This is a genomic window from Mycobacterium colombiense CECT 3035 (assembly GCF_002105755.1).
Classification (GTDB): Bacteria; Actinomycetota; Actinomycetes; order Mycobacteriales; family Mycobacteriaceae; genus Mycobacterium; species Mycobacterium colombiense.
In genome coordinates this window covers 2,942,743-2,966,581 of sequence record NZ_CP020821.1, presented here as the reverse complement: position 1 = coordinate 2,966,581, position 23,839 = coordinate 2,942,743, and the positions used below count along the sequence as shown (strand labels likewise).

23 protein-coding genes are annotated in these 23,839 nt (G+C 69.0%); 16 read left to right on the top strand and 7 right to left on the bottom strand.

Translation table 11 applies throughout. From position 1 onward, the window contains the following. Nucleotides 1-11: 11 nt before the first annotated feature. Nucleotides 12-1,049 carry an enoyl-CoA hydratase/isomerase family protein gene (locus tag B9D87_RS13530; RefSeq protein WP_007776679.1) on the bottom strand — a complete coding sequence of 346 codons (1,038 nt, stop codon included), beginning with the start codon at nucleotides 1,047-1,049 and terminating at the stop codon, nucleotides 12-14. 215 nt (nucleotides 1,050-1,264) lie between these two features. Here B9D87_RS13530 and B9D87_RS13525 point away from each other — a divergent pair, with 215 nt between their 5' ends. After that, nucleotides 1,265-2,122, top strand: a complete 858-nt coding sequence (locus B9D87_RS13525) for a Bax inhibitor-1/YccA family protein (protein ID WP_040631935.1) — start codon at nucleotides 1,265-1,267, stop codon at nucleotides 2,120-2,122. 137 nt (nucleotides 2,123-2,259) lie between these two features. Here B9D87_RS13525 and B9D87_RS13520 read toward each other — a convergent pair whose 3' ends face one another. Continuing rightward, on the bottom strand, nucleotides 2,260-3,477 hold the full coding sequence (locus tag B9D87_RS13520) for an acetyl-CoA C-acetyltransferase (protein ID WP_007776674.1): 1,218 nt from the start codon (nucleotides 3,475-3,477) through the stop codon (nucleotides 2,260-2,262). A gap of 94 nt (nucleotides 3,478-3,571) precedes the next feature. Then, nucleotides 3,572-4,534, bottom strand: coding sequence for an SGNH/GDSL hydrolase family protein (locus B9D87_RS13515; protein ID WP_085977899.1), 963 nt, complete (start codon nucleotides 4,532-4,534; stop codon nucleotides 3,572-3,574). 243 nt (nucleotides 4,535-4,777) lie between these two features. Here B9D87_RS13515 and B9D87_RS13510 point away from each other — a divergent pair, with 243 nt between their 5' ends. From B9D87_RS13510 to B9D87_RS13495, 4 genes are all read left to right on the top strand, one after another. Next, a complete protein-coding gene (locus B9D87_RS13510) occupies nucleotides 4,778-5,845 on the top strand; it encodes an alpha/beta hydrolase (RefSeq protein ID WP_007776670.1) in 1,068 nt (355 codons plus the stop codon). 61 nt (nucleotides 5,846-5,906) lie between these two features. Continuing rightward, the gene (locus tag B9D87_RS13505; RefSeq protein WP_007776668.1) at nucleotides 5,907-7,313 is read left to right on the top strand and encodes a cystathionine beta-synthase; all 1,407 of its coding nucleotides are present in this window, start codon (nucleotides 5,907-5,909) and stop codon (nucleotides 7,311-7,313) included. 98 nt (nucleotides 7,314-7,411) lie between these two features. Continuing rightward, nucleotides 7,412-8,134, top strand: coding sequence for an RDD family protein (locus tag B9D87_RS13500; protein WP_007776666.1), 723 nt, complete (start codon nucleotides 7,412-7,414; stop codon nucleotides 8,132-8,134). 11 nt (nucleotides 8,135-8,145) lie between these two features. Then, nucleotides 8,146-9,333 carry a cystathionine gamma-synthase gene (locus B9D87_RS13495; RefSeq protein ID WP_007776663.1) on the top strand — a complete coding sequence of 396 codons (1,188 nt, stop codon included), beginning with the start codon at nucleotides 8,146-8,148 and terminating at the stop codon, nucleotides 9,331-9,333. 10 nt (nucleotides 9,334-9,343) lie between these two features. Here B9D87_RS13495 and greA read toward each other — a convergent pair whose 3' ends face one another. Both greA and B9D87_RS13485 read right to left on the bottom strand, forming a co-directional pair. After that, nucleotides 9,344-9,838 (bottom strand): transcription elongation factor GreA, encoded by a 495-nt coding sequence (greA, locus tag B9D87_RS13490; RefSeq protein ID WP_007776661.1) that lies wholly within the window; start codon nucleotides 9,836-9,838, stop codon nucleotides 9,344-9,346. A gap of 221 nt (nucleotides 9,839-10,059) precedes the next feature. After that, nucleotides 10,060-10,494: a DUF4307 domain-containing protein gene (locus B9D87_RS13485; RefSeq protein ID WP_007776659.1), complete on the bottom strand. Its 435-nt coding sequence runs from the start codon at nucleotides 10,492-10,494 to the stop codon at nucleotides 10,060-10,062. A 122-nt stretch (nucleotides 10,495-10,616) separates the two neighbouring features. Between B9D87_RS13485 and mca the strand changes: the two genes are divergently transcribed. Genes mca through B9D87_RS13465 form a run of 4 tightly spaced genes read left to right on the top strand, consistent with a single transcriptional unit; the run spans nucleotide 10,617 to nucleotide 14,182 of the window. Then, nucleotides 10,617-11,489 carry a mycothiol conjugate amidase Mca gene (gene mca, locus B9D87_RS13480; RefSeq protein ID WP_007776657.1) on the top strand — a complete coding sequence of 291 codons (873 nt, stop codon included), beginning with the start codon at nucleotides 10,617-10,619 and terminating at the stop codon, nucleotides 11,487-11,489. After that, complete coding sequence (locus B9D87_RS13475) at nucleotides 11,486-11,797, top strand: hypothetical protein (RefSeq protein WP_007776655.1); 312 nt, start codon at nucleotides 11,486-11,488, stop codon at nucleotides 11,795-11,797. The genes mca and B9D87_RS13475 overlap by 4 nt, the downstream gene beginning before the upstream one ends. Then, entirely contained in the window at nucleotides 11,784-13,796 is a 2,013-nt protein-coding gene (locus tag B9D87_RS13470) for a thioredoxin domain-containing protein (protein WP_007776653.1), read from the top strand. Before B9D87_RS13475 ends, B9D87_RS13470 begins: the two co-directional genes overlap by 14 nt. Nucleotides 13,797-13,807: 11 nt before the next feature. Next, nucleotides 13,808-14,182: a nuclear transport factor 2 family protein gene (locus B9D87_RS13465; RefSeq protein ID WP_007776632.1), complete on the top strand. Its 375-nt coding sequence runs from the start codon at nucleotides 13,808-13,810 to the stop codon at nucleotides 14,180-14,182. Here the strand turns inward: B9D87_RS13465 and trhA are convergent. After that, complete coding sequence (trhA, locus tag B9D87_RS13460) at nucleotides 14,179-14,952, bottom strand: PAQR family membrane homeostasis protein TrhA (RefSeq protein ID WP_007776631.1); 774 nt, start codon at nucleotides 14,950-14,952, stop codon at nucleotides 14,179-14,181. The genes B9D87_RS13465 and trhA overlap by 4 nt on opposite strands. A gap of 177 nt (nucleotides 14,953-15,129) precedes the next feature. Here trhA and B9D87_RS13455 point away from each other — a divergent pair, with 177 nt between their 5' ends. The 3 genes from B9D87_RS13455 to B9D87_RS13445 all read left to right on the top strand — a co-directional run bounded on the left by B9D87_RS13455 (nucleotide 15,130) and on the right by B9D87_RS13445 (nucleotide 18,008). Beyond that, entirely contained in the window at nucleotides 15,130-15,918 is a 789-nt protein-coding gene (locus B9D87_RS13455) for a (2Z,6E)-farnesyl diphosphate synthase (RefSeq protein ID WP_007776629.1), read from the top strand. 47 nt (nucleotides 15,919-15,965) lie between these two features. Then, nucleotides 15,966-17,336: a hypothetical protein gene (locus B9D87_RS13450; RefSeq protein ID WP_007776627.1), complete on the top strand. Its 1,371-nt coding sequence runs from the start codon at nucleotides 15,966-15,968 to the stop codon at nucleotides 17,334-17,336. 249 nt (nucleotides 17,337-17,585) lie between these two features. Next, nucleotides 17,586-18,008, top strand: a complete 423-nt coding sequence (locus tag B9D87_RS13445; protein ID WP_007776626.1) for a hypothetical protein — start codon at nucleotides 17,586-17,588, stop codon at nucleotides 18,006-18,008. Between the two features lie 36 nt (nucleotides 18,009-18,044). Here the strand turns inward: B9D87_RS13445 and coaA are convergent, their stop codons facing one another. After that, on the bottom strand, nucleotides 18,045-18,983 hold the full coding sequence (coaA, locus tag B9D87_RS13440) for a type I pantothenate kinase (protein WP_007776625.1): 939 nt from the start codon (nucleotides 18,981-18,983) through the stop codon (nucleotides 18,045-18,047). Nucleotides 18,984-19,111: 128 nt separating this feature from the next. Between coaA and glyA the strand changes: the two genes are divergently transcribed. The 4 genes from glyA to B9D87_RS13420 all read left to right on the top strand — a co-directional run bounded on the left by glyA (nucleotide 19,112) and on the right by B9D87_RS13420 (nucleotide 23,828). Beyond that, the gene (gene glyA / locus B9D87_RS13435) at nucleotides 19,112-20,392 is read left to right on the top strand and encodes a serine hydroxymethyltransferase (RefSeq protein ID WP_007776622.1); all 1,281 of its coding nucleotides are present in this window, start codon (nucleotides 19,112-19,114) and stop codon (nucleotides 20,390-20,392) included. Nucleotides 20,393-20,513: 121 nt separating this feature from the next. Further along, entirely contained in the window at nucleotides 20,514-21,341 is an 828-nt protein-coding gene (locus tag B9D87_RS13430; protein WP_007776611.1) for an acyl-ACP desaturase, read from the top strand. 252 nt (nucleotides 21,342-21,593) lie between these two features. Then, a complete protein-coding gene (gene phoH2, locus B9D87_RS13425) occupies nucleotides 21,594-22,895 on the top strand; it encodes an RNA 5'-3' helicase PhoH2 (protein ID WP_007776610.1) in 1,302 nt (433 codons plus the stop codon). 57 nt (nucleotides 22,896-22,952) lie between these two features. Next, nucleotides 22,953-23,828, top strand: a complete 876-nt coding sequence (locus B9D87_RS13420) for a polysaccharide deacetylase family protein (RefSeq protein WP_007776609.1) — start codon at nucleotides 22,953-22,955, stop codon at nucleotides 23,826-23,828. Nucleotides 23,829-23,839: the final 11 nt, after the last annotated feature.

The window sequence follows — 23,839 nt, the reverse complement described above, 5'->3', positions numbered from 1 at the left end:
AAACCGCCTTTCTAGAAACTCAAGTCGTCGTCGACCGGGGTGAAATACGCCTCGACGTCGGCCGCGGTGACCTCGGGCAGGTGCGCCGGCGACCACTTCGGGTTGCGATCCTTGTCGATCAGCTGGGCGCGGATGCCCTCCACCAGGTCGTGCGAGCGCAACGACGCCGATGACACCCGGTAGTCCTGCACCAGAACGTCTTTCAGCGTCGCCAGCTTGGCGGCGCGGCGCACCGCCTCCAGGGTCACCGACAGCGCGATCGGGGAACGGGTGGCGATCAGGTCGGCGGCGTCGTTGGCCGCAGCCGCACCGTGCCCGCGCAGACTGGCGACGATGTCCTCGACGGTGTCGCCGGCATAGCATTGGTCGATCCAGTTGCGTTGCGCGGCAAGGTCACTGGCCGGCGGTTCGGTCGCGTATTTGGCGAGCGCGCCTTCGACGCCGTCGGAGACCACCGCGCGGCGGAACGCCTCGACGTCGCCGTGTGCGACGTAGTGGTCGGCGAAACCCATGGCGATGGCGTCGGCTCCGGAGAACGGCGCCCCCGTCAGGGCGGCGTGCAGACCCAGCCCCCCGGGAGCCCGCGACAGCAGATAGACGCCGCCGACATCGGGGATGAAGCCGATGCCGACCTCGGGCATGGCGATCTTGGAGGTATCGGTGACCACCCGGGTGTTCGCGTGCGCGCTGACACCGACGCCGCCGCCCATCACGATGCCGTCCATCAACGCCACGTACGGCTTGGGGAACTCGGCGATCTGCGCGTTGAGCAGATACTCGTCGCGCCAGAAGCGTCGCGCCTCGACGCCGTCCTTGCGCGCGCTGTGATAAATCGAGACCACGTCGCCGCCTGCGCACAGTCCGCGTTCGCCTGCGCCGGACAGCACCACCGCGCGCACGGTGTCGTCGCCCGCCCAGTCGGTGAGGATGGCACTCAGCGCGTCGATCATCGGCTGGTTCAGCGAGTTGATCGCCTTGGGGCGGTTGAGCGTGATCAAGCCGACGCTTCCCTCGACTTCGGTCAGAACCTCATCGGATTCGTCGGTCACGCCCTCGCCTTCCTCGCGCCGGTCCAGCCTCGAGGAAGAAATCTAGATCGTCGCGACCGGCGCGGTACCCGCGGGTAAGGGTTATGTTTAACGCGACGAGAACGGCGGAGGCCGTATACACCGGAAAACGCCCAGGTCCGCTGGGAACCAGGGTGCAACGCCGATCGTTGAGATTGTGTTCGCACAGCTCGAAGCCAATTAGAGAGGATCCGACGGTGCGGGAGACAAGCAACCCGGTATTTCGTTCGCTGCCTAAGCAGAGGGGCGGATACGCGCAATTCGGCACTGGCGCGCCCCCGATGCAGGGCTACGGCTATGGGGCCGACCCGTACGCGGCTCCGTATCAGGCCCCGTACCAGGAGGCCAAAGCTTCGCGTCCGCTGACCATCGACGACGTCGTCACCAAGACCGGCATCACGCTGGCCGTGCTGGCGCTGTCCGCGGTGGTCTCCTACTTCCTGGTCGCCCGCGACGTGGCGCTGGCCATGCCGCTGGCCCTGGTCGGCGGGCTGGGCGGCCTGGTCCTGGTGCTGGTGGCCACCTTCGGCCGCAAGCAGGACAACCCCGGCATCGTGTTGAGTTACGCGGTGCTCGAGGGCCTGGTTTTGGGCGCCATCTCGTTCGTGTTCGCCAACTTCTCGGTGTCGAACGCCAACGCCGGCGCGCTGATCGGTGAGGCGGTGCTGGGTACCTTCGGGGTGTTCTTCGGCATGCTGGTCGTCTACAAGACCGGGGCCATCCGGGTGACGCCCAAGTTCACCCGCATGCTGGTCGCCGCGATGTTCGGCGTGCTGGCCCTGATGCTCGGCAACTTCGTATTGGCGATGTTCCACGTCAACGGCGGCACCGGCCTGGGCCTGCGCAGCGGCGGCACGGTGGCGATCATCTTCTCGCTGGTGTGCATCGCGATCGCGGCGTTCAGCTTCCTGATCGACTTCGACGCGGCCGACCAGATGGTCCGCGCCGGCGCGCCGGAGAAGGCGGCATGGGGCATCGCGCTCGGCCTGACCGTCACGCTGGTCTGGCTGTACATCGAGATCCTGCGTCTGCTGAGTTATCTGCAGAACGACTAGCTCTGGCACAGAGAAAAACCGGCACGCCCGTTGGCGTGCCGGTTTTTTCGTGTGCCGGTCGGGGCAGAGGGCGTCGAGTGTGAGCCTGCCGCGGTTTCACACTCGACGCCCGGGCTTGCGGCCCGCGCTCGAACGGCCTAGCTCAGCCGCTCGATCACCATCGCCATGCCCTGCCCGCCGCCGACGCACATGGTCTCCAGACCGAAGGTCTTGTCGTGCGTCTGCAGGTTGTTGAGCAGCGTGGTGGCGATGCGCGCGCCGGTCATGCCGAAGGGGTGGCCCAGCGCGATCGCCCCGCCGGACACGTTCAGCTTGTCCTCGTCGATGCCCAGCTCGCGGGCCGAGCCCAGCACCTGGACGGCGAACGCCTCGTTGATCTCGAACAGGTCGATGTCGCTGACCGAGAGCTTGGCGCGCGCGAGCGCCTTCTTGGTCGCCTCGATCGGGCCCAGACCCATGATCTCGGGGGACAGGCCGCTGACCCCGGTGGACACGATGCGCGCCAGCGGGGTCAGGCCCAGTTCCTTGGCCTTGGTGTCGCTGGTGATCACCACCGCGGCGGCGCCGTCGTTGAGCGGGCAGGCGTTGCCCGCGGTCACGGTGCCGTTGGGCCGGAACACCGGCTTGAGCTGGCTGATCTTCTCGTAGGTGGTGCCGGGACGCGGGCCGTCGTCGGTGCTCACCGTCGTGCCGTCGGGCAGGGTCACCGGGGTGATCTCGCGCTCGAAGAAGCCGCTCTTGATCGCTTCCTCGGCGCGGTTCTGGCTGCGCACGCCCCAGTGGTCCTGGTCCTCGCGGCTGATGCCGGTCAGCAGCGCCACGTTTTCGGCCGTCTGCCCCATCGCGATGTAGACGTCGGGGACGTTGTCGTCGGCGCGGGGGTCGTGCCACTCCTCGGCGCCCTCGGCCGCGGCGGCCGACCGCTCCTGGGCCTCGGCGAACAGCGAGTTCTTGGTGTCCGGCCACGAGTCGGCGCTGCCCTTGGCGAAGCGCGACACGGTCTCCACACCCGCGGAGATGAAGGCGTCGCCCTCACCCGCCTTGATCGCGTGGAAGGCCATCCGCGAGGTCTGCAGCGACGACGAGCAGTATCGGTTGACGGTGGTGCCCGGCAGGAAGTCGAAGCCGAGCTCGACGGCGATGACCCGCGCCAGGTTGTAGCCGGATTCACCGGCCGGCTGGCCGCAGCCCAGGATCAGGTCGTCGATCTGGTGGGGGTTCAACGCGGGCACCTTGTCGAGCGCGGCGCGCACGATCTGGACGGTCAGGTCGTCGGGGCGCATGTTGACCAGCGACCCCTTCATCGCGCGGCCGATCGGCGAGCGAGCGGTGGAGACAATGACGGCTTCAGGCATGGTGGTTCCCTTCAGATCCCTGCAGATCCCACAGATGGGGGCTGGCTCGCTTCACCTTCGGGCGGTAGGTCCACCCCGACGGGCGAGAACAAATCTAGTCGCTGCCGACCTCGGGGCACGAAGACGGGGCAGGTCCGGGCGCCGGACGCCGCCACAGCCGCGACATCACGCTGGTGCGGGTGTGCCGCTGACCGAGCACCGGCGTCGCCGCCGGCACCGGCGAACTCACCGGCGGGCGCTCCACCTCCTCGCCCAGCGCGTCGCAGAGGGCGAGCAGCAGCGCGTCGGCCGCGAGCGCGTAGGCCGGCGCCGAGGGGTGGAAGCCGTCGGCGGAGAACATGGCGTCCGGCGTGGCGCGAAATTGGGGCGCCATCAGCTGTGCCAACGGCACCGGCACGCCGCCGGCCGACCGGACTGCCGCGGTCTGGGCGCGCGCCAGCTGCAGGCAACGCTCGTGCGCCAGCGACCGCAGCGGCTGCGGAATGGCGCTGATGAACCCGAGATCGGGGCAGGTGCCCACGATCACCACGGCGCCGCGGGCGCGCAACTTGCGGACGGTCAGCGCCAGCCGCTGCGCCGACTGGCTGATGCCGTTCAGCGCGGTCACGTCGTTGGCGCCGACCATGATCACCGCGATGTCCGGCGGGGGACCGGCCACGAACATCGCGTCGACCTGACCGCACACGCCCTTGGAGGTGGCGCCCACGATCGCCTTGGTGCTCAACCGGATTCGTTTGCCGGTCTGCTCGGCGAGGCCGCGGGCGATCCGTACCCCCGGCACTTCGTCGGCGGTCAGGCAGCCGTACCCGGCGGCGGTCGAGTCACCGAAGATCATCAGGTGCTGGTCGACCGCCATGCCCCGGCGCCACCGCTCCACCGGGCCGCCGCCGCGCACGTACACGCCGTCCGCGCGGGGCGGGATGTCCCAGGACTTGGGGATGATCGTGCGCGCGTGGGTGGCCTGGCCGACCAACAGACTGCGTGCCCCCAGGTAGGCGGTTCCTGTTGAGGCCAGCGCGCCCGCTGTGGCCAGGGCGATCGCCGAACGACGTGGCACCCGCATGGTCACGCAGTCAAGTTTAGAGCGGCGGTGAGTTTCGCGCGGGTGGCTGGAAAACGAACTGATTACGGTGCGAAGCAAAACTGGTATCGAATCAGCAATTTCATACGTTGCACTAAGCATCGCCTGTCAAGCTGAAGTCAAGGGGTTGGCTGAGCGCCACGGCAAACGGCTGAACCAGACGCTCGGTCGACTCGTCACATGCTGTATCGCACTACAACGGCGTAGGAAGTGTTGAGCATGACTGCACCTAGCAAGGAATCGGGGTCATCGGCAACTACCCTTCGGCCCCATGACGTCCTGAGAGCGCGTCGAGCCCAGGCGCGCAAATTCGCCATCAGCGACGGGGCGCCCGTCGAGGTCCTGGAATCCGGGCCCAGCGTCGCCGCGCGACTGGCGAACCTGACGTCGCGCCTGACCATCCGGCCGATCCTGTCCGTCGGCAGCCACGTTCCCAACCTGCCCTGGCCCTGGGGCCTCATCGACCTGACCGCGCGCGTGCTGATCCCGGCGTCGGCCACCGTCCGCGAGACCATCAAGCTGCCCCACGCGTCGGCGCAGCTGGTCCGCGCGCCCGGGGTGCTGCCCGCCGACGGCACCCGTCGCGTGATCGTCTACCTGCACGGCGGCGCGTTTCTGACCTGTGGGGCGAACTCGCACGGCCGGCTCGTCGAGACCCTGTCCAAGTTCGCCGATTCGCCCGTCCTGGTCGTCAATTACCGTCTGCTGCCCAAGAATTCGGTCGGGATGGCGCTCGAGGACTGCCACGACGCGTACCGCTGGCTGCGCCGGCGCGGGTACGAACCCGACCAGATCGTGCTGGCCGGTGACTCCGCGGGCGGCTACCTGGCGCTGACGCTGGCCCAGCGCCTGCAGGAGGAGGGTGAGGATCCCGCCGCGCTGGTGGCGATCTCGCCCCTGCTGCAGCTGGCCAAGGAGCCCAAGCAGACCCACCCCAACATCGAGACGGACGCGATGTTCACGGCCGGGGCGTTCGACGCGCTGGCCGTGCTGGTGGCCGGGGCCGCCGAGAAGAACATCGTGGACGGGAAGCCCGAGGAGATCTACGAGCCGCTGGAGCACATCAAGCCGGGACTGCCGCGCACGCTGATTCACGTGTCGGGCTCCGAGGTGCTGTTGCACGACGCGCGGCTGGCGGCGAGCAGGCTGGCCGCGGTGGGCGTGCCGGCCGAGGTGCGGGTGTGGCCCGGACAGATCCACGACTTCCAACTGGCCGCGCCGATGGTGCCCGAGGCCATGCGCTCGCTGCGCCAGATCGGCGACTACATCCGCGAGGCCACCGAGTAGACGCGCAAACCGCGTGGAGAGTAGTTGTGCGCCGCGCGAAACCGCCTGAGACGATGAACGCATGCGGATCGCGCAGCACATCAGTGACCTCATCGGCGGCACGCCGCTGGTGCGGCTGAATTCCGTCGTCCCCGACGGTGCCGGCATCGTGGCGGCCAAGGTCGAATACCTCAATCCCGGTGGCAGCTCGAAGGACCGGATCGCGGTGAAGATGATCGACGCCGCCGAGGCCAGCGGGCAGCTGCGGCCCGGCGGCACCATCGTCGAACCCACCTCGGGCAACACCGGCGTCGGGCTGGCCCTCGTCGCGCAGCACCGCGGCTACAAGTGCGTGTTCGTCTGCCCCGACAAGGTCAGCGAGGACAAGCGCAACGTGCTGATGGCGTACGGCGCCGAGGTCGTGGTGTGCCCGACGGCCGTGCCGCCGGAGCACCCGGACAGCTACTACAGCGTCTCCGACCGGTTGGTCACCGAGATCGACGGCGCGTGGAAACCCGACCAGTACGCCAACCCGGAAGGCCCGGCCAGCCACTACGCCACCACGGGCCCGGAGATCTGGGCCGACACCGACGGCAAGGTCACCCATTTCGTCGCCGGCATCGGCACCGGCGGGACGATCACCGGCGCGGGCCGCTACCTCAAAGAGGTGTCGGGCGGCGCGGTGCGCATCATCGGCGCCGACCCCGAGGGGTCGGTCTATTCCGGCGGCACCGGCCGGCCGTATCTGGTGGAGGGCGTCGGGGAGGACTTCTGGCCGCAGGCCTACGACCGCACGGTGCCCGACGAGATCATCGCCGTGTCCGACTCCGACTCCTTCGACATGACCCGGCGGCTGGCCCGCGAGGAAGCGATGCTGGTCGGCGGGTCGTGCGGGATGGCGGTGGTCGCCGCCCTCAAGGTCGCCGAGCAGGCCGGCCCCGACTCGATCGTGGTGGTGCTGCTACCCGACGGCGGACGCGGCTACATGTCGAAGATCTTCAACGACGCCTGGATGTCGTCGTATGGGTTCCTGCGCAGCCGCCTCGACGGTTCCACCGACCAGTCCAGGGTGGGCGACGTGCTGCGCCGCAAGTCCGGCGAGCTGCCCGACCTGGTGCACACCCACCCATCCGAGACCGTGCGCGACGCGATCGGCATCCTGCGCGAGTACGGGGTGTCGCAGATGCCGGTGGTCGGCGCCGAGCCGCCGGTGATGGCCGGGGAGGTGGCCGGCAGCGTCTCCGAACGGGAACTGCTGTCCGCCGTCTTCGAGGGCCGCGCGAAACTGGCCGACGCGGTCGCGCTGCACATGAGCCCGCCGCTGCCGATGATCGGCGCCGGGGAGTCGGTCAGCGCGGCCGGCAAGGCGCTGCGCGACTGGGACGCCCTGATGGTGGTCGAGGAGGGCAAACCGGTGGGAGTGATCACCCGCTACGACCTGCTGGGCTTCCTCTCCGACGGGCCTCGGGGGCTGTCCGGGCGCCGGTAGTACACGGCGTTGCGCGTCTCGCCGGGGCGCGACGCGCTCGGGTACTGTTTCGGCTGTCCCAGCTAGGGGTCCCGCTGACCCGGAGTGGAAGGTTGCCCATGACCGAACAACCGCCGCCCGGCGGCGCTTACCCGCCACCTCCCTCGTCGCCCGGACCTTCGGGTGAGCCGCAGCAGCCTTCGGGCGGGCAACAGGTCCCGCAGGCGCCCGCCGCGTCCTATCCGCCGCCCCCGCCGCCGCCCGGCGGGTCGTACCCGCCGCCCCCGCCGTCGGCCGGTGGTTACGCGCCGCCGCCACCCGGGCCGGCGATCCGCACGCTGCCGACCGAGGACTACACGCCGTGGCTCACCCGCGCGCTGGCGTTCGTGATCGACATCCTCCCGTACGTGGTGGTGCACGGCATCGGCACCGCGATCCTGGTCGCCACCCAGCAGACCGCCTGCATCACCGACGTCACGCAGTACGCCGTCAACCAGTACTGCGCCACCCAGAACTCGACCACCGGCATGGTGGCGCAGTGGCTTGCGTCGATTATCGGGCTGTTCTATCTGATCTGGAATTACGGCTACCGGCAGGGCACCACCGGGTCGAGCGTCGGCAAGTCGGTGCTGAAGTTCAAGGTGGTCAGCGAGGTCACCGGCCAACCCATCGGCTTCGGGATGTCGGTGGTGCGCTCGCTGGCCCACTTCGTCGACGCGGTCATCTGCTTCATCGGTTTCCTTTTCCCGCTGTGGGATTCGAAGCGTCAAACGCTGGCGGACAAGATCATGACGACGGTGTGCCTGCCGATCGACGGCGCCGAGAGGCCGGCCGTCACCTAGGCTGATCGTCGATGAGCGACGACCACCCGGGCACCGGCGGACACCCCGAGTTCACCGGACTGGCCACCAGAGCGATTCACGCCGGCTATCGGCCGGACCCGGCGACCGGCGCGGTGAACGCGCCGATCTACGCCAGCAGCACCTTCGCCCAGGACGGTGTCGGCGCGCTGCGCGGCGGGTTCGAATACGCGCGCACCGGCAACCCGACCCGCGCCGCCCTGGAGGCCGCGCTGGCCGCCGTCGAAGACGGCGCGTACGGGCGGGCGTTCGGTTCGGGGATGGCCGCCACCGACTGCGCCCTGCGCGCGCTGCTGCGCCCCGGCGACCACGTGGTCATCCCGAACGACGCCTACGGGGGCACCTTCCGGCTGATCGACAAGGTCTTCACCCAGTGGAACGTCGAGTACACGCCGGTGGCGCTGCACGACCTGGACGCCGTCGCCGCCGCGACCACGCCGCGAACCCGGCTGATCTGGGCGGAAACCCCGACCAATCCGCTGCTGTCCATCGCCGACATCGCGGCGCTGGCCGAACTGGCGGCCGGGCGGGACGCCAAAAACCCGGCAAAGCTACTGGTGGACAACACTTTTGCCTCGCCCGCACTGCAGCGGCCGTTGACGCTGGGCGCCGACATCGTGCTGCATTCGACCACCAAATACATCGGTGGGCACTCCGACGTGGTGGGCGGTGCGCTGGTCACCAACGATCAGGAGCTGGACGAGGCGTTCGCCTTCCTGCAGAACGGGGCCGGCGCGGTGCCCGGCCCGTTCGACGCGTACCTGACGATGCGCGGGCTGAAGACGCTGGTGCTGCGCATGCAGCGGCACAGCGAAAACGCCTCGGCCGTAGCGGAATTCCTCGAAGGGCATCCCGCGGTGAGCGCGGTGCTGTACCCGGGCCTGCCGTCACACCCCGGACATGAGGTCGCCGCACGGCAGATGAGCGCCTTCGGCGGCATGGTCTCGGTCCGCATGCGCGGCGGCCGCGACGCCGCCCGCGATCTGTGCGGCAGGACGAAGGTGTTCATCCTGGCGGAATCGCTGGGCGGGGTCGAGTCGCTGATCGAACACCCCAGTGCGATGACGCACGCGTCGACGGCCGGGTCGCAATTGGAGGTGCCCGACGACCTGGTGCGCCTGTCGGTCGGCATCGAAGACATCGCCGACCTGCTGGCCGACCTCGGTCAAGCCCTCAACTAGCGGGCGCCGATCAGGAGTGGTAGGGCTCCGCGCTGATCAGCGTCACCTCGACGGTGTTGCCGTTGGGGACGGTATAGCTGCGCGTCTCGCCTTCCTTGGCGTCGATCAGGGCGCCGCCCAGCGGTGAGTTGGGCGAGTACACCTCGAGCTTGCCGTCGTTGACGCCCTCCTGGCGGGTGGCGATCAGGAAGGTCTCCGTGTCGGACTTGTCGCCGTTGTAGTAGACCTTCACCACCGAACCGGGCAGCGCGACGCCGGACTGCTTGGGCGCCTCGCCGACCTTGGCGTTGTTGAGCAGGTCCTGCAACTGACGGATGCGGGCCTCCTGCTGGCCCTGCTCTTCGCGGGCGGCGTGGTAGCCGCCGTTCTCGCGCAGGTCACCCTCCTCGCGGCGGTCGTTGATCTCCGCGGCGATGACCGGACGGTTCGCGATCAAGTGATCGAGCTCGGCCTTGAGTCGATCGTGTGACTCTTGGGTCAGCCAGGTCACGGAAGTGTCCGTCATCTTGTCGTGCTCCTCGTATGTTGTTTCGCGAGTTCGCGTTAAGTCCTGTTAGCTCCGCCGTCCCGGAGTGTGCGGGTCCCTCCCCGTGTGCTGCCGCTCCGTTTTGCTCACGGTCGCTAATGCAGCAACACGGCCCCAACCGGAACCGTGCATTCATCCATGTTACCACTGCGCAAACAGTTGATGACCCCATATTCGCTGTTCGCCGTGGATCTCCGAGGTCACGCCGGGCGCAGGTAGGCGGGCACATCGGTGCCGCAGCCATAGATATCGGCCACCACCGGCGGTTCGAAGGATTTCACCGTCGTGGTCACCTGCACGGTGGCCGCGTCCGACGGCGGGACCAGCAGCTCGCGCCGGCCGGTCTCGCTGCCGTCCTGCGCGCGGACCCGCACGATGCAGTCCACCGGCCGCGACGGATCCGATCGCGTCACGCTGATCGTTATCGAGGCCGTCTGGTCATCGATCACCCGGTAGCCGGCCATCGTCCCCTTGACGTCGCTGGTGCCGAACCGGTGATAACCGATGACGGCGATGACGAGCCCCGCCACGACCACCAGGACGCCCAGCGCGGCGATCACCCATCGCCGTGGGATGCGCGACAGCCGGGAGCGCCCGTAGCGGGCCTCCGGCCGAGAAATCGGGGTTTCGGTCATCGCCTGTTATGCCTGTTATGCCTGGTCGTCGGCCGCCGGGCACCAGCCGGCGGCATGCAACGAAGTCGGAACTGGAATTATAGGGTCAGACCGGGCGACCACCCGAGGTGACAAGGGAGCACGTGAGCGAATTGCGGTTGATGGCGGTGCACGCCCACCCCGACGACGAGTCCAGCAAGGGCGCGGCCACGCTGGCCCGCTACGCCGACGAGGGGCACCGGGTGCTGGTGGTGACGCTGACCGGCGGCGAGCGCGGCGACATTCTCAACCCGGCGATGGACCTGCCCGAGGTGCGTGGACACATCGCCGAAATCCGCCGTGACGAGATGGCCAAGGCCGCCGAGATCCTCGGCGTGGAGCACACCTGGCTGGGTTTCGTCGACTCGGGATTGCCCCAGGGCGATCCGCCGCCGCCGTTGCCCGATGGCTGTTTCGCGCTGGTGCCGCTGGAGGAGTCGGTCGAGGCGCTGGTCCGCGTGGTCCGCGAGTTCCGCCCGCACGTGATGACCACGTACGACGAGAACGGCGGCTATCCCCACCCCGATCACATTCGCTGCCACCAGGTTTCGGTCGGCGCGTTCGAGGCGGCCGGCGATTACCGGCTCTTCCCGGACGCCGGTGAGCCGTGGACGGTGTCCAAGCTCTACTACAACCACGGGTTCCTGCGCGCGCGCATGCAGTTGCTGCACGACGAGGCCGTCAAGCATGGTCAAGAGCCCCCGTTCAAGAAGTGGCTCGAACACTGGGACGCCAAACACGATCCGTTCGAGTCCCGGGTCACCACGCGGGTCGAGTGCTCGGCGTACTTCAGCCAGCGCGACGACGCGCTGCGCGCGCACACCACCCAGATCGACCCCGATCACGACTTCTTCGCCGCTCCCATCGCGTGGCAGCAACGGCTTTGGCCCACTGAGGAATTCGAGTTGGCGCGTTCGCGCGTCCCGGTCCGGCTGCCCGAGGACGACCTGTTCGCCGGAATCGAGAGCGACGAGTGAATCACCTCTACCTGGCCCTGACCGCCGCCGGCTGGCAGGCCGACGGCCCGCCGCACCACACCGGTCCCGATTTCGGCAAGGCCAGCCCGGTCGGGCTGCTGATCGTCGTGTTGCTGTTGATCAGCACGCTGTTTCTGCTGCGGTCGATGAACCGCCAGCTGAAGAAGGTGCCGGAATCGTTTGACCCCAAGCACCCCGAACCGGACCAGGCCGCCGACGAGGGCACCGACGCGGTCGACCGGGGCGGCGCCCCCGACCATGAGGACGGCTCACCGCGAGCCCCGGGGCCCGGCGATGAGCCCGGCTGACCCCGCTTCGACGAATACCCTTGGGCTGGCGACCAGCCCGTATCTGCGCCAGCACGCCGACAATCCGGTGCATTGGCAGCAGTGGACCCCCGAGGCGCTGGCCAACGCCGCCGCCCGCGACGTGCCGATCCTGCTCTCGGTCGGCTACGCGGCCTGCCACTGGTGCCACGTCATGGCCCACGAATCGTTCGAGGACGACGAGGTGGCCGCCGCGATGAACGCGGGGTTCGTCTGCGTCAAGGTCGACCGTGAGGAACGCCCGGACATCGACGCGGTGTACATGAACGCCACGGTCGCGCTGACCGGGCACGGCGGCTGGCCGATGACGTGTTTCCTCACGCCGGACGGGCGTCCCTTCTTCTGCGGCACCTACTATCCGAAAGAGGGCTTCCTGCAGCTTCTTTCGGCCGTATCCGCCACCTGGCGGGAGCGTCGCGGCGAGGTGGAGGAGGCCTCCGACAACATCGCCGGTGAGCTGCGCAAGATGGCTTCGGGCCTCCCGGGGGCCGGTCCGGCCGTCGCGCCCGAGCTGTGCGACCGGGCCGTCGCCGCGCTGCTCAGCGAACTTGACGCGGTGCACGGCGGGTTCGGCGGTGCGCCCAAATTCCCGCCGTCGGCGCTGCTCGAGGCGCTGCTGCGGCACTTCGAGCGCACCGGCTCGCCGCCGGCGCTCGCGGCGGTTGCCCACACCTGCAACGCGATGGCGCGCGGGGGCATCTACGATCAGCTCGGCGGTGGATTCGCCCGTTACAGCGTCGACAATGCTTGGGTGGTACCGCATTTCGAGAAGATGCTGTACGACAACGCGCTGCTGCTGCGCGCCTACGCGCACTGGGCCAGGCGCACCGGTGATCCGCTGGCGCGCCGGGTCACCGCCCAGACCGCCGGGTTCCTGCTCGACGATCTGGCCGACGCCGCGATGTTCACCTCGTCGCTGGACGCCGACGCCGACGGCCGCGAGGGCTCGACCTATGTCTGGACACCGGCGCAGCTGACCGAGGTGCTCGGGCCCGACGACGGCCCTTGGGCGGCAGGCGTTTTCGCGGTCACCCCGGTCGGCACGTTCGAGCACGGCACCTCGGTGCTGCAGTTGCCCGCCGATCCCGAGGATCGGCAACGGCTGGACCGCGTGCGGTCCGCCCTGCTGGCCGCCCGGCACGCCCGAGTCCAGCCCGGGCGCGACGACAAGGTCGTCACGTCGTGGAACGGGCTGGCGATCACCGCGTTGGCCGAGGCCGGCGTGGCACTCGACGAACCCGAATTGATCGACGCCGCAAGGCGTTGCGCGCGGGAGCTGCTGGAATTGCATGTCGTCGACGGCCGGCTGCGACGCGCCAGCCTGGGCGGCGTGGTCGGTGACAGCGTTGGCATCCTCGAGGACTATGCGATGCTGGCCACCGGGCTGCTCGCGCTCTATCAGCTGAGCGCCGACGGGCGCTGGCTGGCGGCGGCCACCGACCTGCTGGACACCGCGCTGGCGCACTTCGCCGATCGGGCGCAACCCGGCCGCTGGTTCGACACCGCCGACGATGCCGAGCAGTTGATGCTCCGGCCGGCCGACCCGCTGGACGGCGCGACTCCGTCGGGAGCGTCGTCGATCACCGAGGCGCTGCTGGCCGCCGCGCACCTGGTCGACGGCGATCGCGCCGAGCGGTATCTGCGGGCGGTGGGCGAGTCGCTCGGCGCGCACTCGGTGCTGTTGGACCGCGCGCCGCGGTCGGCCGGGCATTGGCTGGCCGTCGCCGAAGCGGCGGTGCGCGGACCGCTGCAGATCGCGGTCGCCTGCGACCCGTCGGCCTCGGCGTTGCTGGCCCACGCGCGGCGGTTGGCGCCCGGCGGGGCGATCGTCGTCGGCGGACAGGCGGATTCGTCGGCGCTGCTGGCCGGCCGACCGCGGGTGGACGGCGCCGACGCCGCCTACGTGTGCCGCGGCCAGGTGTGCGACCTACCGGTCGTCACCGCCGAAGACCTGGCACACGCGCTGGCCGCGCCACGGTAGCGTGACGTGTCATGCCGAGCGCCGAACACATCACTGACACGGTCAACCGCTACATCGAGTTGGTCGCCAAGGGCAGCGCCGATGATTTGGTCGAGTTGTACGCCGACGACGCCACCGTCGAGGATCCGGTCGGCGGCGGGGTGCACATCGGCCGGCAGGCCATCCACGGCTTCTACTCCGCGGTCGACCAACTGCAGCGCGAATGCGAACTGGTGACGCTGCGGGTGGCCGGCAACGAGGCGGCCTTCCAATTCCGGCTGACCGTGACCGCGGGCGAGCACCGATTGGTGATCGAGCCGATCGACGTCATGGTCTTCGACGGCCAAGGCAAGATCGCCTCGATGAAGGCCTACTGGTCGCCGCAGGACGACGTCGCCCCGGCCTAGCCGCCTAACAGCCAGGCGTGGTCGCTGGTGTAGAAGACGGCGAACCACATGGCGATGTAGTGCAGGATGGCCGCGATAGCGGTGAAGGCGTGGAAGAACTCGTGATAGCCGAAGGTCTTCGGCCACGGGTCGGGCCAGCGCAGCCCATAGAAGATGCCGCCCACGCTGTAGAACACGCCGCCCACCGCCAGCAGCACCATCGCGGCCACGCCGGCCTGGTGCAGGATCGTCGGCGCGAACCAGACGGCCACCCACCCCAGCAGCAGATACAGCGGCACCCCGACCCAGCGCGGCGCCGTCGGCCAGCACATCTTCAGCGTGATGCCGGCCGCCGCGCCGCCCCACACGATGCACTGCACCAGCACACCGGTGTTCTGCGGCATGACCAGCCGCGCGAACGGGGTGTAGCTGCCGGCGATGAAGACGAAGATCATCGAGTGATCGAGCCGCTTCATCCGGCTGCGCGCGACATCCGACTTCCAATGCACGCGGTGATAGGTGGCGCTGACGGCGAACATCGCGACGGTGGCGGCGGCATAGACCAGCGTCGAGTGACCGGCGCGGGGCGAGGAGAGCGCCCAGGACACCGACACCAGTGTGGCGCCGGTGATGATGGCCAGCCACGCCGAGACGAAGTGGATCCAGCCGCGCATCCGGGGCTTGCCCAAGAACTGGGCGGCACCCTCGACGAACTGCTCGACGGTGTTGCCCGGAACGATCGACTCGGGTTCGGGATCCGGGGTGGGAACGGTGCTGGTCTGGCTGCTCATGTCTCCTGTCTCTTGTTCTCGCGGCGTGGGATACGGGTGGGACGGCCGCGGACGGCCGCCCACGATCCACAGTAGCCAGGGATGGTTACAGCGCAGCCTCGCCTTCTCAGGTTTCTCAGCGACCGCGCCGAAATGAGTCCGGTGAATTAATCACCGCTGGCAGTAGGGTGGATGTTCGTGGAAATTATCCCGCCGCGCCTCAAAGAGCCGCTGTATCGCGTCTACGAGCTGCGGCTGAGGCAGGGCCTGGCCGCCTCGAAGTCCCAGCTGCCGCGGCACATCGCCGTCCTGTGCGACGGGAACCGGCGGTGGGCCCGTGACGCGGGATACGAGGACGTCAGCTACGGCTACCGGATGGGCGCGTCCAAGATCGCCGAGATGCTGCGCTGGTGCCAGGAAGCCGGCGTCGAAATGACCACGGTGTACCTGCTGTCCACCGAAAACCTGCAACGCGACCCCGACGAGCTGGCCGGGCTTATCGAAATCATCACCGACGTCGTGGAGGAGATCTGCGCGCCGGCCAACCGCTGGAGCGTGCGCACGGTGGGGGACCTGGAACTGCTCGGCGACGAGCCGGCCCGCCGGTTGCGCGATGCGGTCGAGTCCACGCCCAGCGTCGCGCCATTCCACGTCAACGTGGCGGTCGGCTACGGCGGCCGGCAGGAGATCGTCGGGGCGGTGCGCGCGCTGTTGAACAAGGAACTCGCCAACGGCGCCACCGCCGAGGAGCTCGTCGACGCGGTGACGGTCGACGCCATCTCGGAAAACCTCTACACGTCGGGGCAACCCGACCCCGACCTGGTGATCCGCACCTCGGGCGAGCAACGGCTGTCCGGGTTCCTGCTGTGGCAGAGCGCGTATTCGGAGATGTGGTTCTGTGAAACGCATTGGCCGGCGTTTCGCCGCGTCGACTTCCTGCGCGCGCTGCGTGACTACAGCCGACGGGATCGCCGGCACGGCAAGTAGCCCTCAAGGCCTTCAGAGCCGGCTCGCGCGCGTGCCACACTAAGGGCATGGCTGCGCTGTCGGCGGTGGTATTCACGCTGAGCGCCTGGCTGGGCCTGTATCTGGCCGCCCGCGATCCGCGTAAGCCCGTCCTCGCGCTGGCGGCGATCGGGCTGTGCGGATTCGCGCTCGTGGTGGGCCTGGACGCGGTCCGCACCGCCGGCCCCGGGCACGCCCAGCTGCTGAGCCGGGTCGAGATCTACCTGGCGACGGTCCCCGGCGTGGCGTGGTTCGCGGTGCTCGTCGAACTGTCCCGGCCCAGCGACGGCTGGCGCTCCCGCACGCGCGAGGTGTTACTCGTCGCCGGGATGGCCGCGCTGACCCTGTTCGGGGCGGCGCAGGCCGGCAGCGTCGACGGACCGCTGCGGCCGGGCCACTGGCTCATGTTCGCGGTGATCTCGGTGTCGACGCTCGCCGCGATGGTCGTCGCGCTGCGCCGCCCTCGGCGGCCGAGGCCTGCCGTGGGACTCGCCGTCACCGCCACCCTGTTCTTCGCGCTGAGCAACGCGATCCTGGTCATCCCGCTGGGCGTGGTGCCGAGCTGGGTTGCGCTGGCGTCGACGAGTTGTGACGTCCTCGGCCTCGGGGTCGCCGTCGCCCTGTGGGACGCGTTCGACGAGGGCCACGCGCTGCGCGCCGACATGCTGCGCTCGTTCGCCGGTTCGGTGGCGGTGGCGGTGCTGTTCGGCGGCCAGGCGCTGATCGGGTTGGCGGTGACCCGCGACGACCCCGGCGCACAGACCGCGCTGACCGTGCTGCTGTTCACCAGCCTCGCGATCGCGATCACCGTCCAGGTGCTCGCCGACCCGCTGGCCGGGGTGCTCGACCGGCTGGCGTTCTCGAAATCGCCTGCGCTGCGGGCGGATCGGGCCGCGCTGCGCCATACCGGCGCGGCGCTGCCGCTGCGTCAGGACCACCCGCTGGCCGGCGTCGACGACGTCACGTTCGCCAGGCTCACCCGTCGCGCGCTGGGCCATTACGGCGACCTGACCAAGCTGGTCGCCAGCCCGCTGACCGCGTTGCCCGTGATCGACGAGCGGCTGGCCGCCCGGGGAGCCCCCGACCAACCGATCGAGCGGGCCAACGAACTCAAGGCGGTGCTGGCCGACGGCATAGCGCGGCTCAAGCCGCGCGACGGCGGCGACTTCGGAACCACCGAGGAGTGGCGGTACTACAACTCGCTGTACTTCCCCTACGTCGTCGGGGTCCGCGCGTACGCGCAGAACGCCACCGCGTCGGGTCTGGATCCGATCGCGCGGCAGGCCTGGCAGTGGTTCGTCACCGAGGTGCCCCAGCGCTCGCTGCACAACTGGCAGAACGCGGCCGCCCGACTGATCGCCGCCGATCTGCGCGGCCGGGTCCCGGTTCCCAGCGACTAGAACGGGTACTTCGTCGGCGCGGTCGCCGACGGCACAGTGCTGTGCCCCTGTGCCTGTGACTGCTGGGGTGGCTGAGCCCTTCGGGGCTGGCGCGTGTCAAATATTTACCCGCCGACGGGAATAGTCGGGTGAACCACCTCGTCGTTGTATCCGTGGCAGCAGTTGGCAGCGCCACGAGTCGATATGGCAGTGCACCGGCGGCACCCTCGAAGCTGTTCGACCCAACCCGCCATCGCGAGGAGTAAGCACATGAGCTCGATCACTGGCGTATCAAGCATCCAGACCCGGACCCTCTACGACTCGACGGACTCGCTGTTGCGTTTTGCCGTGCGCGCCGACGCGACCCTGACGGGGTTGGTCGGGTTGGCCATCGCCTTCCTCGCCGACCCGATCTCGTCGCTGACCGGACTGACGTCTTTCCAGGAATACGGCGTGGGCGTGGTTTTCGTGATCGCCGGCCTGCTGGTGTTCAGCCTCGGGGCGCTGCCGGAATTGCGGCGTCTCGGCATCAGCGTGATGGTGGTCAACGTCGCGTTCACGCTGGCCGCGATCGTGGCCGCCGAAGCGCTGCCGCTGACGGCCACCGGCGTGGCGTTGACCCTGGCCAGTGGCGCGTACACGGCGGCGTTCGCCGGGCTGCAATACCTCGGGCTGCGTCGACTCGAGGCGTGATCCGCCGCGCCGGCCGGCGGGAGCCGCGTCGGGGCGCTACAGCTTGCGCAGCCGCAGCCTGTTGATGGAGTGGTCGGCGTCCTTGCGCAGCACCAGGGTGGCGCGCGGCCGGGTCGGAAGGATGTTCTCGACCAGGTTGGGGCGGTTGATCGACCGCCAGATCTCGCGCGCGGCGGCGACCGCCTTCGTGTCGTTGAGGGCCGAGTAATGGTGGAAGTGCGATTCGGGATCCGCGAAGGCGGTGCCGCGCATGGCCAGGAATCGCGATACGTACCACTGCTCGATGTCTTCGATCCGGGCGTCGACGTACACGCCGAAGTCGAACAGGTCCGACACCATCAGGGTCGGACCGGTCTGCAGGACGTTGAGGCCCTCGAGGATCAAGATGTCGGGGTGACGGACGACATGCTTGGCCCCGGGGATGATGTCGTATTTCAGGTGCGAATACACCGGCGCGCACGCGTAGTCCGAACCGGATTTGACCGAGGTGACGAACCGCATCAACGCGCGACGGTTGTAGCTCTCCGGAAACCCCTTGCGGTGCATCAGGTTCCGCCGGTCCAGCTCGGCATTCGGGTATAGGAAGCCGTCGGTGGTGACCAGGTCGACCCGCGGGTGGTGATCCCACCGCGCCAGCAGGGCCTGCAGCACGCGCGCGGTCGTCGACTTGCCCACCGCCACACTGCCGGCCACCCCGATGATGAACGGCACCGGCCGGTCCGGGTTCTGCTGAGGTTCACCGAGGAATTCGGCGGTCGCGGCGAACAGGCGCTGCCGCGCCGCGACCTGCAGGTGGATGAGCCGGGCCAGCGGCAGGTAGACCTCTTCGACTTCGAGCAAGTCGATTTGTTCACCCAAACCGCGCAGGCCGACAAGCTCTTCCTCGGTGAGGGCCAGCGGCGTCGACATACGAAGCGCACGCCATTGCTTTCGGTCGAACTCCACATAAGGGCTCGGCTCGCTAAGCCGCGGCATAGTGCAAGTGTTGCAGGGGCGCCGGAAAGCCCGACGGCTGGGCTGGCGAAAACTCGACGCTGGATAGACTGGCGGCCGTGACTGCTGCACCTGACGCCCGCCCCACCGCCCCCGCCACGGCGTCCCTGATGTCCGCCCCGCTGGCCGACGTCGACCCGGATATCGCCGAGCTCCTCGGCAAAGAACTCGGCCGGCAACGCGACACCCTCGAGATGATCGCTTCGGAGAACTTCGTGCCGCGCGCGGTGCTGCAGGCGCAGGGCAGTGTGCTCACCAACAAGTACGCCGAGGGGTTGCCCGGGCGGCGCTACTACGGCGGCTGCGAGTTCGTCGACGTGGTGGAGAACATCGCCCGCGACCGGGCCAAGGCGCTCTTCGGTGCCGACTTCGCCAACGTGCAGCCGCATTCCGGCGCCCAGGCCAACGCCGCGGTGTTGCACGCGCTGATGTCGCCGGGGGAGCGGCTGCTGGGTCTGGACCTGGCGAACGGTGGTCACCTGACGCACGGCATGAAGCTGAACTTCTCCGGCAAGCTCTACGAGAACGGCTTCTACGGCGTCGACCCGACGACCCACCTGGTCGACATGGACGCGGTGCGCGCGCAGGCGCTGGAATTCCGCCCGAAGGTGATCATCGCCGGCTGGTCGGCCTACCCGCGGGTCCTCGACTTCGCGGCCTTCCGGTCGATCGCCGACGAGGTCGGCGCCAAGCTCTGGGTGGACATGGCCCACTTCGCCGGCCTCGTCGCGGCGGGGCTGCACCCGTCGCCGGTGCCGCACGCCGACATCGTCTCGACGACCATTCACAAGACGCTCGGCGGCGGCCGCTCGGGCATGATCCTGGGCAAGCAGGAGTACGCCAAGGCCGTCAACTCGGCGGTCTTCCCGGGCCAGCAGGGCGGCCCGCTCATGCACGTCATCGCGGGCAAGGCTGTCGCGCTGAAGATCGCCAGCACCCCCGAGTTCGTCGAGCGCCAGCAGCGCACGCTGTCCGGCGCGCGCATCCTCGCCGACCGGCTGTTGGCCGCCGACGTCGCGAAGGCCGGCGTGTCCGTGGTCAGCGGCGGCACCGACGTGCACCTGGTGCTGGTGGACCTGCGCAACTCCCCGCTGGACGGTCAGGCCGCCGAGGACCTGCTGCACGAGGTCGGCATCACCGTCAACCGCAACGCCGTGCCCAACGACCCGCGCCCGCCGATGGTCACCTCGGGCCTGCGGATCGGGACGCCCGCCCTGGCCACCCGCGGCTTCGGCGACGCCGAGTTCAGCGAGGTCGCCGACGTCATCGCCACCGCGTTGGCGGCCGGCAGCTCGGCCGACGTGGCGGGGCTGCGGCAGCGCGTGACGCGGCTGGCGCAGGAGTTTCCGCTGTACGAGGGCCTCGAAGACTGGGCGCTGGTCGGCCGCTGACGTCGAGCGCGGCGACCCGCTTCGCCCGGCTCCCCGGCGGCTTTGAGGACCAAAGTCACCAGTTGGCCCGACACGACCCCGGCGATTTCATGAACCTGTGTACGCGGGTTACAGTTATCTCATGGCCGAAAGACCTGTCGCTAACGCGCTGACCCTGGAACTCGAGCCGGTCGTCGAAGCAAACATCGACCGCCACCTGTCCACCGAAGAACTCTGGTTCGCGCACGAATACGTGCCGTTCGACCGGGGCGAGAACTTCGCCTTCCTCGGTGGGCGCGACTGGGACCCGTCGTCGATGACGCTGCCGCGGCCGTTGACGGACGCCTGCGAAATCATGTTGCTGCTCAAGGACAACCTGGCCGCGCACCACCGCGAATTGGTCGAGCACTTCATCCTGGAGGACTACTGGGGCCGCTGGCTGGGCCGGTGGACCGCCGAGGAGCACCTGCACGCCATCGCGCTGCGCGAGTACCTGGTGGTGACCCGCGAGGTGGACCCGACCGCCAACGAAGAGGCCCGGGTCCAGTACGTCATGAAGGGCTACCGCGCCGACACCTACTCGCAGGTGGAAACGCTGGTGCACATGGCGTTCGTCGAACGCACCCACGCGGTGTTCTGCGAAAACCTCGCCGCCAAGCTGGAGGAGCCCATCCTGGCCGGCCTGGTCGACCGGATCGCCCGCGACGAGCGCCGCCACGAGGTCTTCTTCTCCAACCTGGTCGCGCACTGCCTCGAGTACACCCGCGATGAGACCATCGCGGCGATCGCCGCCCGCGCGGCCGACCTCGAGGTGCCCGGCGCCGACATCGACGCGTACGCGGACAAAGTGCGCAACGTCGACAAGGCCGGCATCTTCGGTCCCGAGCAGCTGCGTCAGGCGATCTCGGATCGCGTCACCGCATGGGGGCTCGCCGACGAGCCTGAACTGCGGCAACTGATCGTCGGCTAAGCCGGCCGGAAACCGCCCCTCAACATCGGCCGCCCGGCGAAGGTGGTCGCGGCCCGCCACGTCGGCGCGCCTGCACAGCGCGCATGCGGCCACGGGAGTAGCGTCGATCCCGATGGTCAGCGTCATGCTCTGCTGCCAGGGCGGCACCTCCCGTCACCACAACGGAAGGACCGGCCCCGGTCCTGGTGCTGCGGTTCCCGTCGACATGCCTGTGCGGGTCCGCGCGGGCTCATCCCGCTCGAGGAGCGCTACGTGACCGAAATCCGGACCTACGTGATCGACACTTCCGTGCTGCTGTCCGACCCCTGGGCGTGCAGCCGGTTCGCCGAACACGAGGTGGTTGTTCCGTTGGTGGTGATCAGCGAGCTGGAGGCCAAACGCCACCACCACGAGCTGGGATGGTTCGCCCGCCAGTCCTTGCGGCTGTTCGACGACCTGCGGCTGTTGCACGGACGACTGGATCAGCCCATTCCCGTTGGGACGCAAGGCGGTTCGCTGCACGTCGAGCTCAACCACACGGACCCGTCGGTGCTGCCGGCGGGTTTCCGCAGCGACAGCAACGACTCCCGGATCCTCAGCTGTGCCGCCAACCTCGCCGCCGAAGGCAAGCGAGTTACGTTGGTCAGCAAGGACATTCCGCTTCGGGTCAAGGCCGCCGCGGTGGGTCTGGCCGCCGACGAGTACCACGCGCAGGACGTGGTGGCCTCCGGGTGGTCGGGGATGCGCGAGATCGAGACCGCCACCGAGGACATCGACGCGCTGTTCACCGACGGTGAGATCGATCTGGTGGAAGCGCGAGACCTGCCCTGCCACACCGGTGTTCGGCTGCTCGGCGGAAGCTCTCACGCGCTGGGCCGGGTCAACGCGGACAAACGCGTGCAGCTGGTGCGCGGCGATCGCGAGGTGTTCGGGCTGCGCGGGCGGTCCGCGGAACAGCGGGTGGCGCTGGACCTGCTGCTCGACGAGTCGGTGGGCATCGTGTCGCTGGGCGGTAAGGCGGGCACCGGCAAGTCGGCCCTCGCCCTGTGCGCCGGCCTGGAGGCGGTGCTGGAGCGGCGGACCCAGCGCAAGGTGGTGGTGTTCCGGCCGCTCTACGCCGTCGGCGGCCAGGAGCTGGGGTACCTGCCCGGCAGCGAGAGCGAAAAGATGGGGCCGTGGGCCCAGGCCGTCTTCGACACCCTCGAGGGGCTGGCGAGCCCGGCGGTGCTCGAGGAAGTGCTGTCCCGGGGCATGCTCGAGGTGCTGCCGCTGACCCACATCCGGGGCCGGTCGCTGCACGACTCGTTCGTGATCGTCGACGAGGCGCAGTCGCTGGAGCGCAACGTCCTGCTGACGGTGCTGTCCAGGCTGGGCACCGGGTCGCGGGTGGTGTTGACGCACGACATCGCGCAGCGTGACAACCTGCGGGTGGGCCGCCACGACGGGGTCGCGGCGGTGATCGAGAAGCTCAAGGGCCATCCGCTGTTCGCCCACATCACCCTGTTGCGCAGCGAGCGATCCCCGATCGCCGCCCTGGTCACCGAGATGCTCGAGGAGATCGCCGGCCCCCAGTGAGGGCGCCCGACCAGCGCGCTCGGCCCCGGGCAGGCCGTCCTTCGATAAACTTCCACGGTGGCGAAACGACCCGACACCCAAGCCTGGCGCTACTGGCGCACGGTTGTCGGTGTGGCGGCGGCCGTCGCGGTGCTGGTGATCGGCGGGCTCACGGGCCACGTGACGCGCGCCGACGACCTCAGCTGCTCGGTCGTCAAGTGCGTCGCGCTGACATTCGACGACGGGCCGGGGCCGTTCGACGAGCGGCTGCTGCACATCCTGACGGCGAACGACGCCAAGGCCACCTTCTTCCTGATCGGCAACAAGGTGGCCGCCAACCCGGCCGGGGCCAAGCGCATCGCCGACGCGGGGATGGAGATCGGCAGCCACACTTGGGAACACCCCAACATGACCACGATCCCGCGCGAGGACATCGCCGCCCAGTTCTCCAAGGCCAACGACGCGATCACCGCCGCGACCGGCCGCACCCCGAACCTGTATCGCCCCGCGGGCGGATTGTCCGACCCGGTGGTGCGCCAGGCCGCCGGTCAATTCGGGCTCGCCGAAATCCTCTGGGATGTGATCCCTTTCGATTGGGCGAACGACTCGAACACGGCGGCGACGCGGTACATGCTGATGACCTACATCAAGCCCGGCTCGGTGGTCCTGCTGCACAGCACCTACTCGAGCACCGTCGACCTGGTGTACCAGTTCATCCCGGTGCTCAAGGCCAACGGATACCGGCTGGTGACGGTCAGCGACCTGCTGGGATCACGTTCTCCCGGCAGCAGTTACGGCAGCCGGGAGAACGGTCCGCCCGTCAACGGCCTGCACGACATCCCGCCCGGCGACATCCCCACGCTGCCCAACACGCCCTCACCGAAACCGATGCCGAATTTCCCGATCACCGACATCCCGGGCCAGAACTCCGGCGGGCCGAACAACGGTGCTTAGAGCCATTTTCG

Bases quoted from the DNA above. Each gene is read 5' to 3' on its own strand.
- B9D87_RS13520 (WP_007776674.1), bottom strand. From the start codon at position 3,477: ATGCCTGAAGCCGTCATTGTCTCCACCGCTCGCTCGCCGATCGGCCGC.
- B9D87_RS13470 (WP_007776653.1), top strand. From the start codon at position 11,784: ATGAGCCCGGCTGACCCCGCTTCGACGAATACCCTTGGGCTGGCGACC.
- B9D87_RS13505 (WP_007776668.1), top strand. From the start codon at position 5,907: ATGCGGATCGCGCAGCACATCAGTGACCTCATCGGCGGCACGCCGCTG.
- glyA (WP_007776622.1), top strand. From the start codon at position 19,112: ATGTCCGCCCCGCTGGCCGACGTCGACCCGGATATCGCCGAGCTCCTC.
- coaA (WP_007776625.1), bottom strand. From the start codon at position 18,983: ATGCCGCGGCTTAGCGAGCCGAGCCCTTATGTGGAGTTCGACCGAAAG.
- B9D87_RS13450 (WP_007776627.1), top strand. From the start codon at position 15,966: ATGGCTGCGCTGTCGGCGGTGGTATTCACGCTGAGCGCCTGGCTGGGC.
- B9D87_RS13465 (WP_007776632.1), top strand. From the start codon at position 13,808: ATGCCGAGCGCCGAACACATCACTGACACGGTCAACCGCTACATCGAG.
- B9D87_RS13510 (WP_007776670.1), top strand. From the start codon at position 4,778: ATGACTGCACCTAGCAAGGAATCGGGGTCATCGGCAACTACCCTTCGG.
- B9D87_RS13495 (WP_007776663.1), top strand. From the start codon at position 8,146: ATGAGCGACGACCACCCGGGCACCGGCGGACACCCCGAGTTCACCGGA.
- trhA (WP_007776631.1), bottom strand. From the start codon at position 14,952: ATGAGCAGCCAGACCAGCACCGTTCCCACCCCGGATCCCGAACCCGAG.
- greA (WP_007776661.1), bottom strand. From the start codon at position 9,838: ATGACGGACACTTCCGTGACCTGGCTGACCCAAGAGTCACACGATCGA.
- B9D87_RS13445 (WP_007776626.1), top strand. From the start codon at position 17,586: ATGAGCTCGATCACTGGCGTATCAAGCATCCAGACCCGGACCCTCTAC.
- B9D87_RS13430 (WP_007776611.1), top strand. From the start codon at position 20,514: ATGGCCGAAAGACCTGTCGCTAACGCGCTGACCCTGGAACTCGAGCCG.
- B9D87_RS13485 (WP_007776659.1), bottom strand. From the start codon at position 10,494: ATGACCGAAACCCCGATTTCTCGGCCGGAGGCCCGCTACGGGCGCTCC.
- B9D87_RS13500 (WP_007776666.1), top strand. From the start codon at position 7,412: ATGACCGAACAACCGCCGCCCGGCGGCGCTTACCCGCCACCTCCCTCG.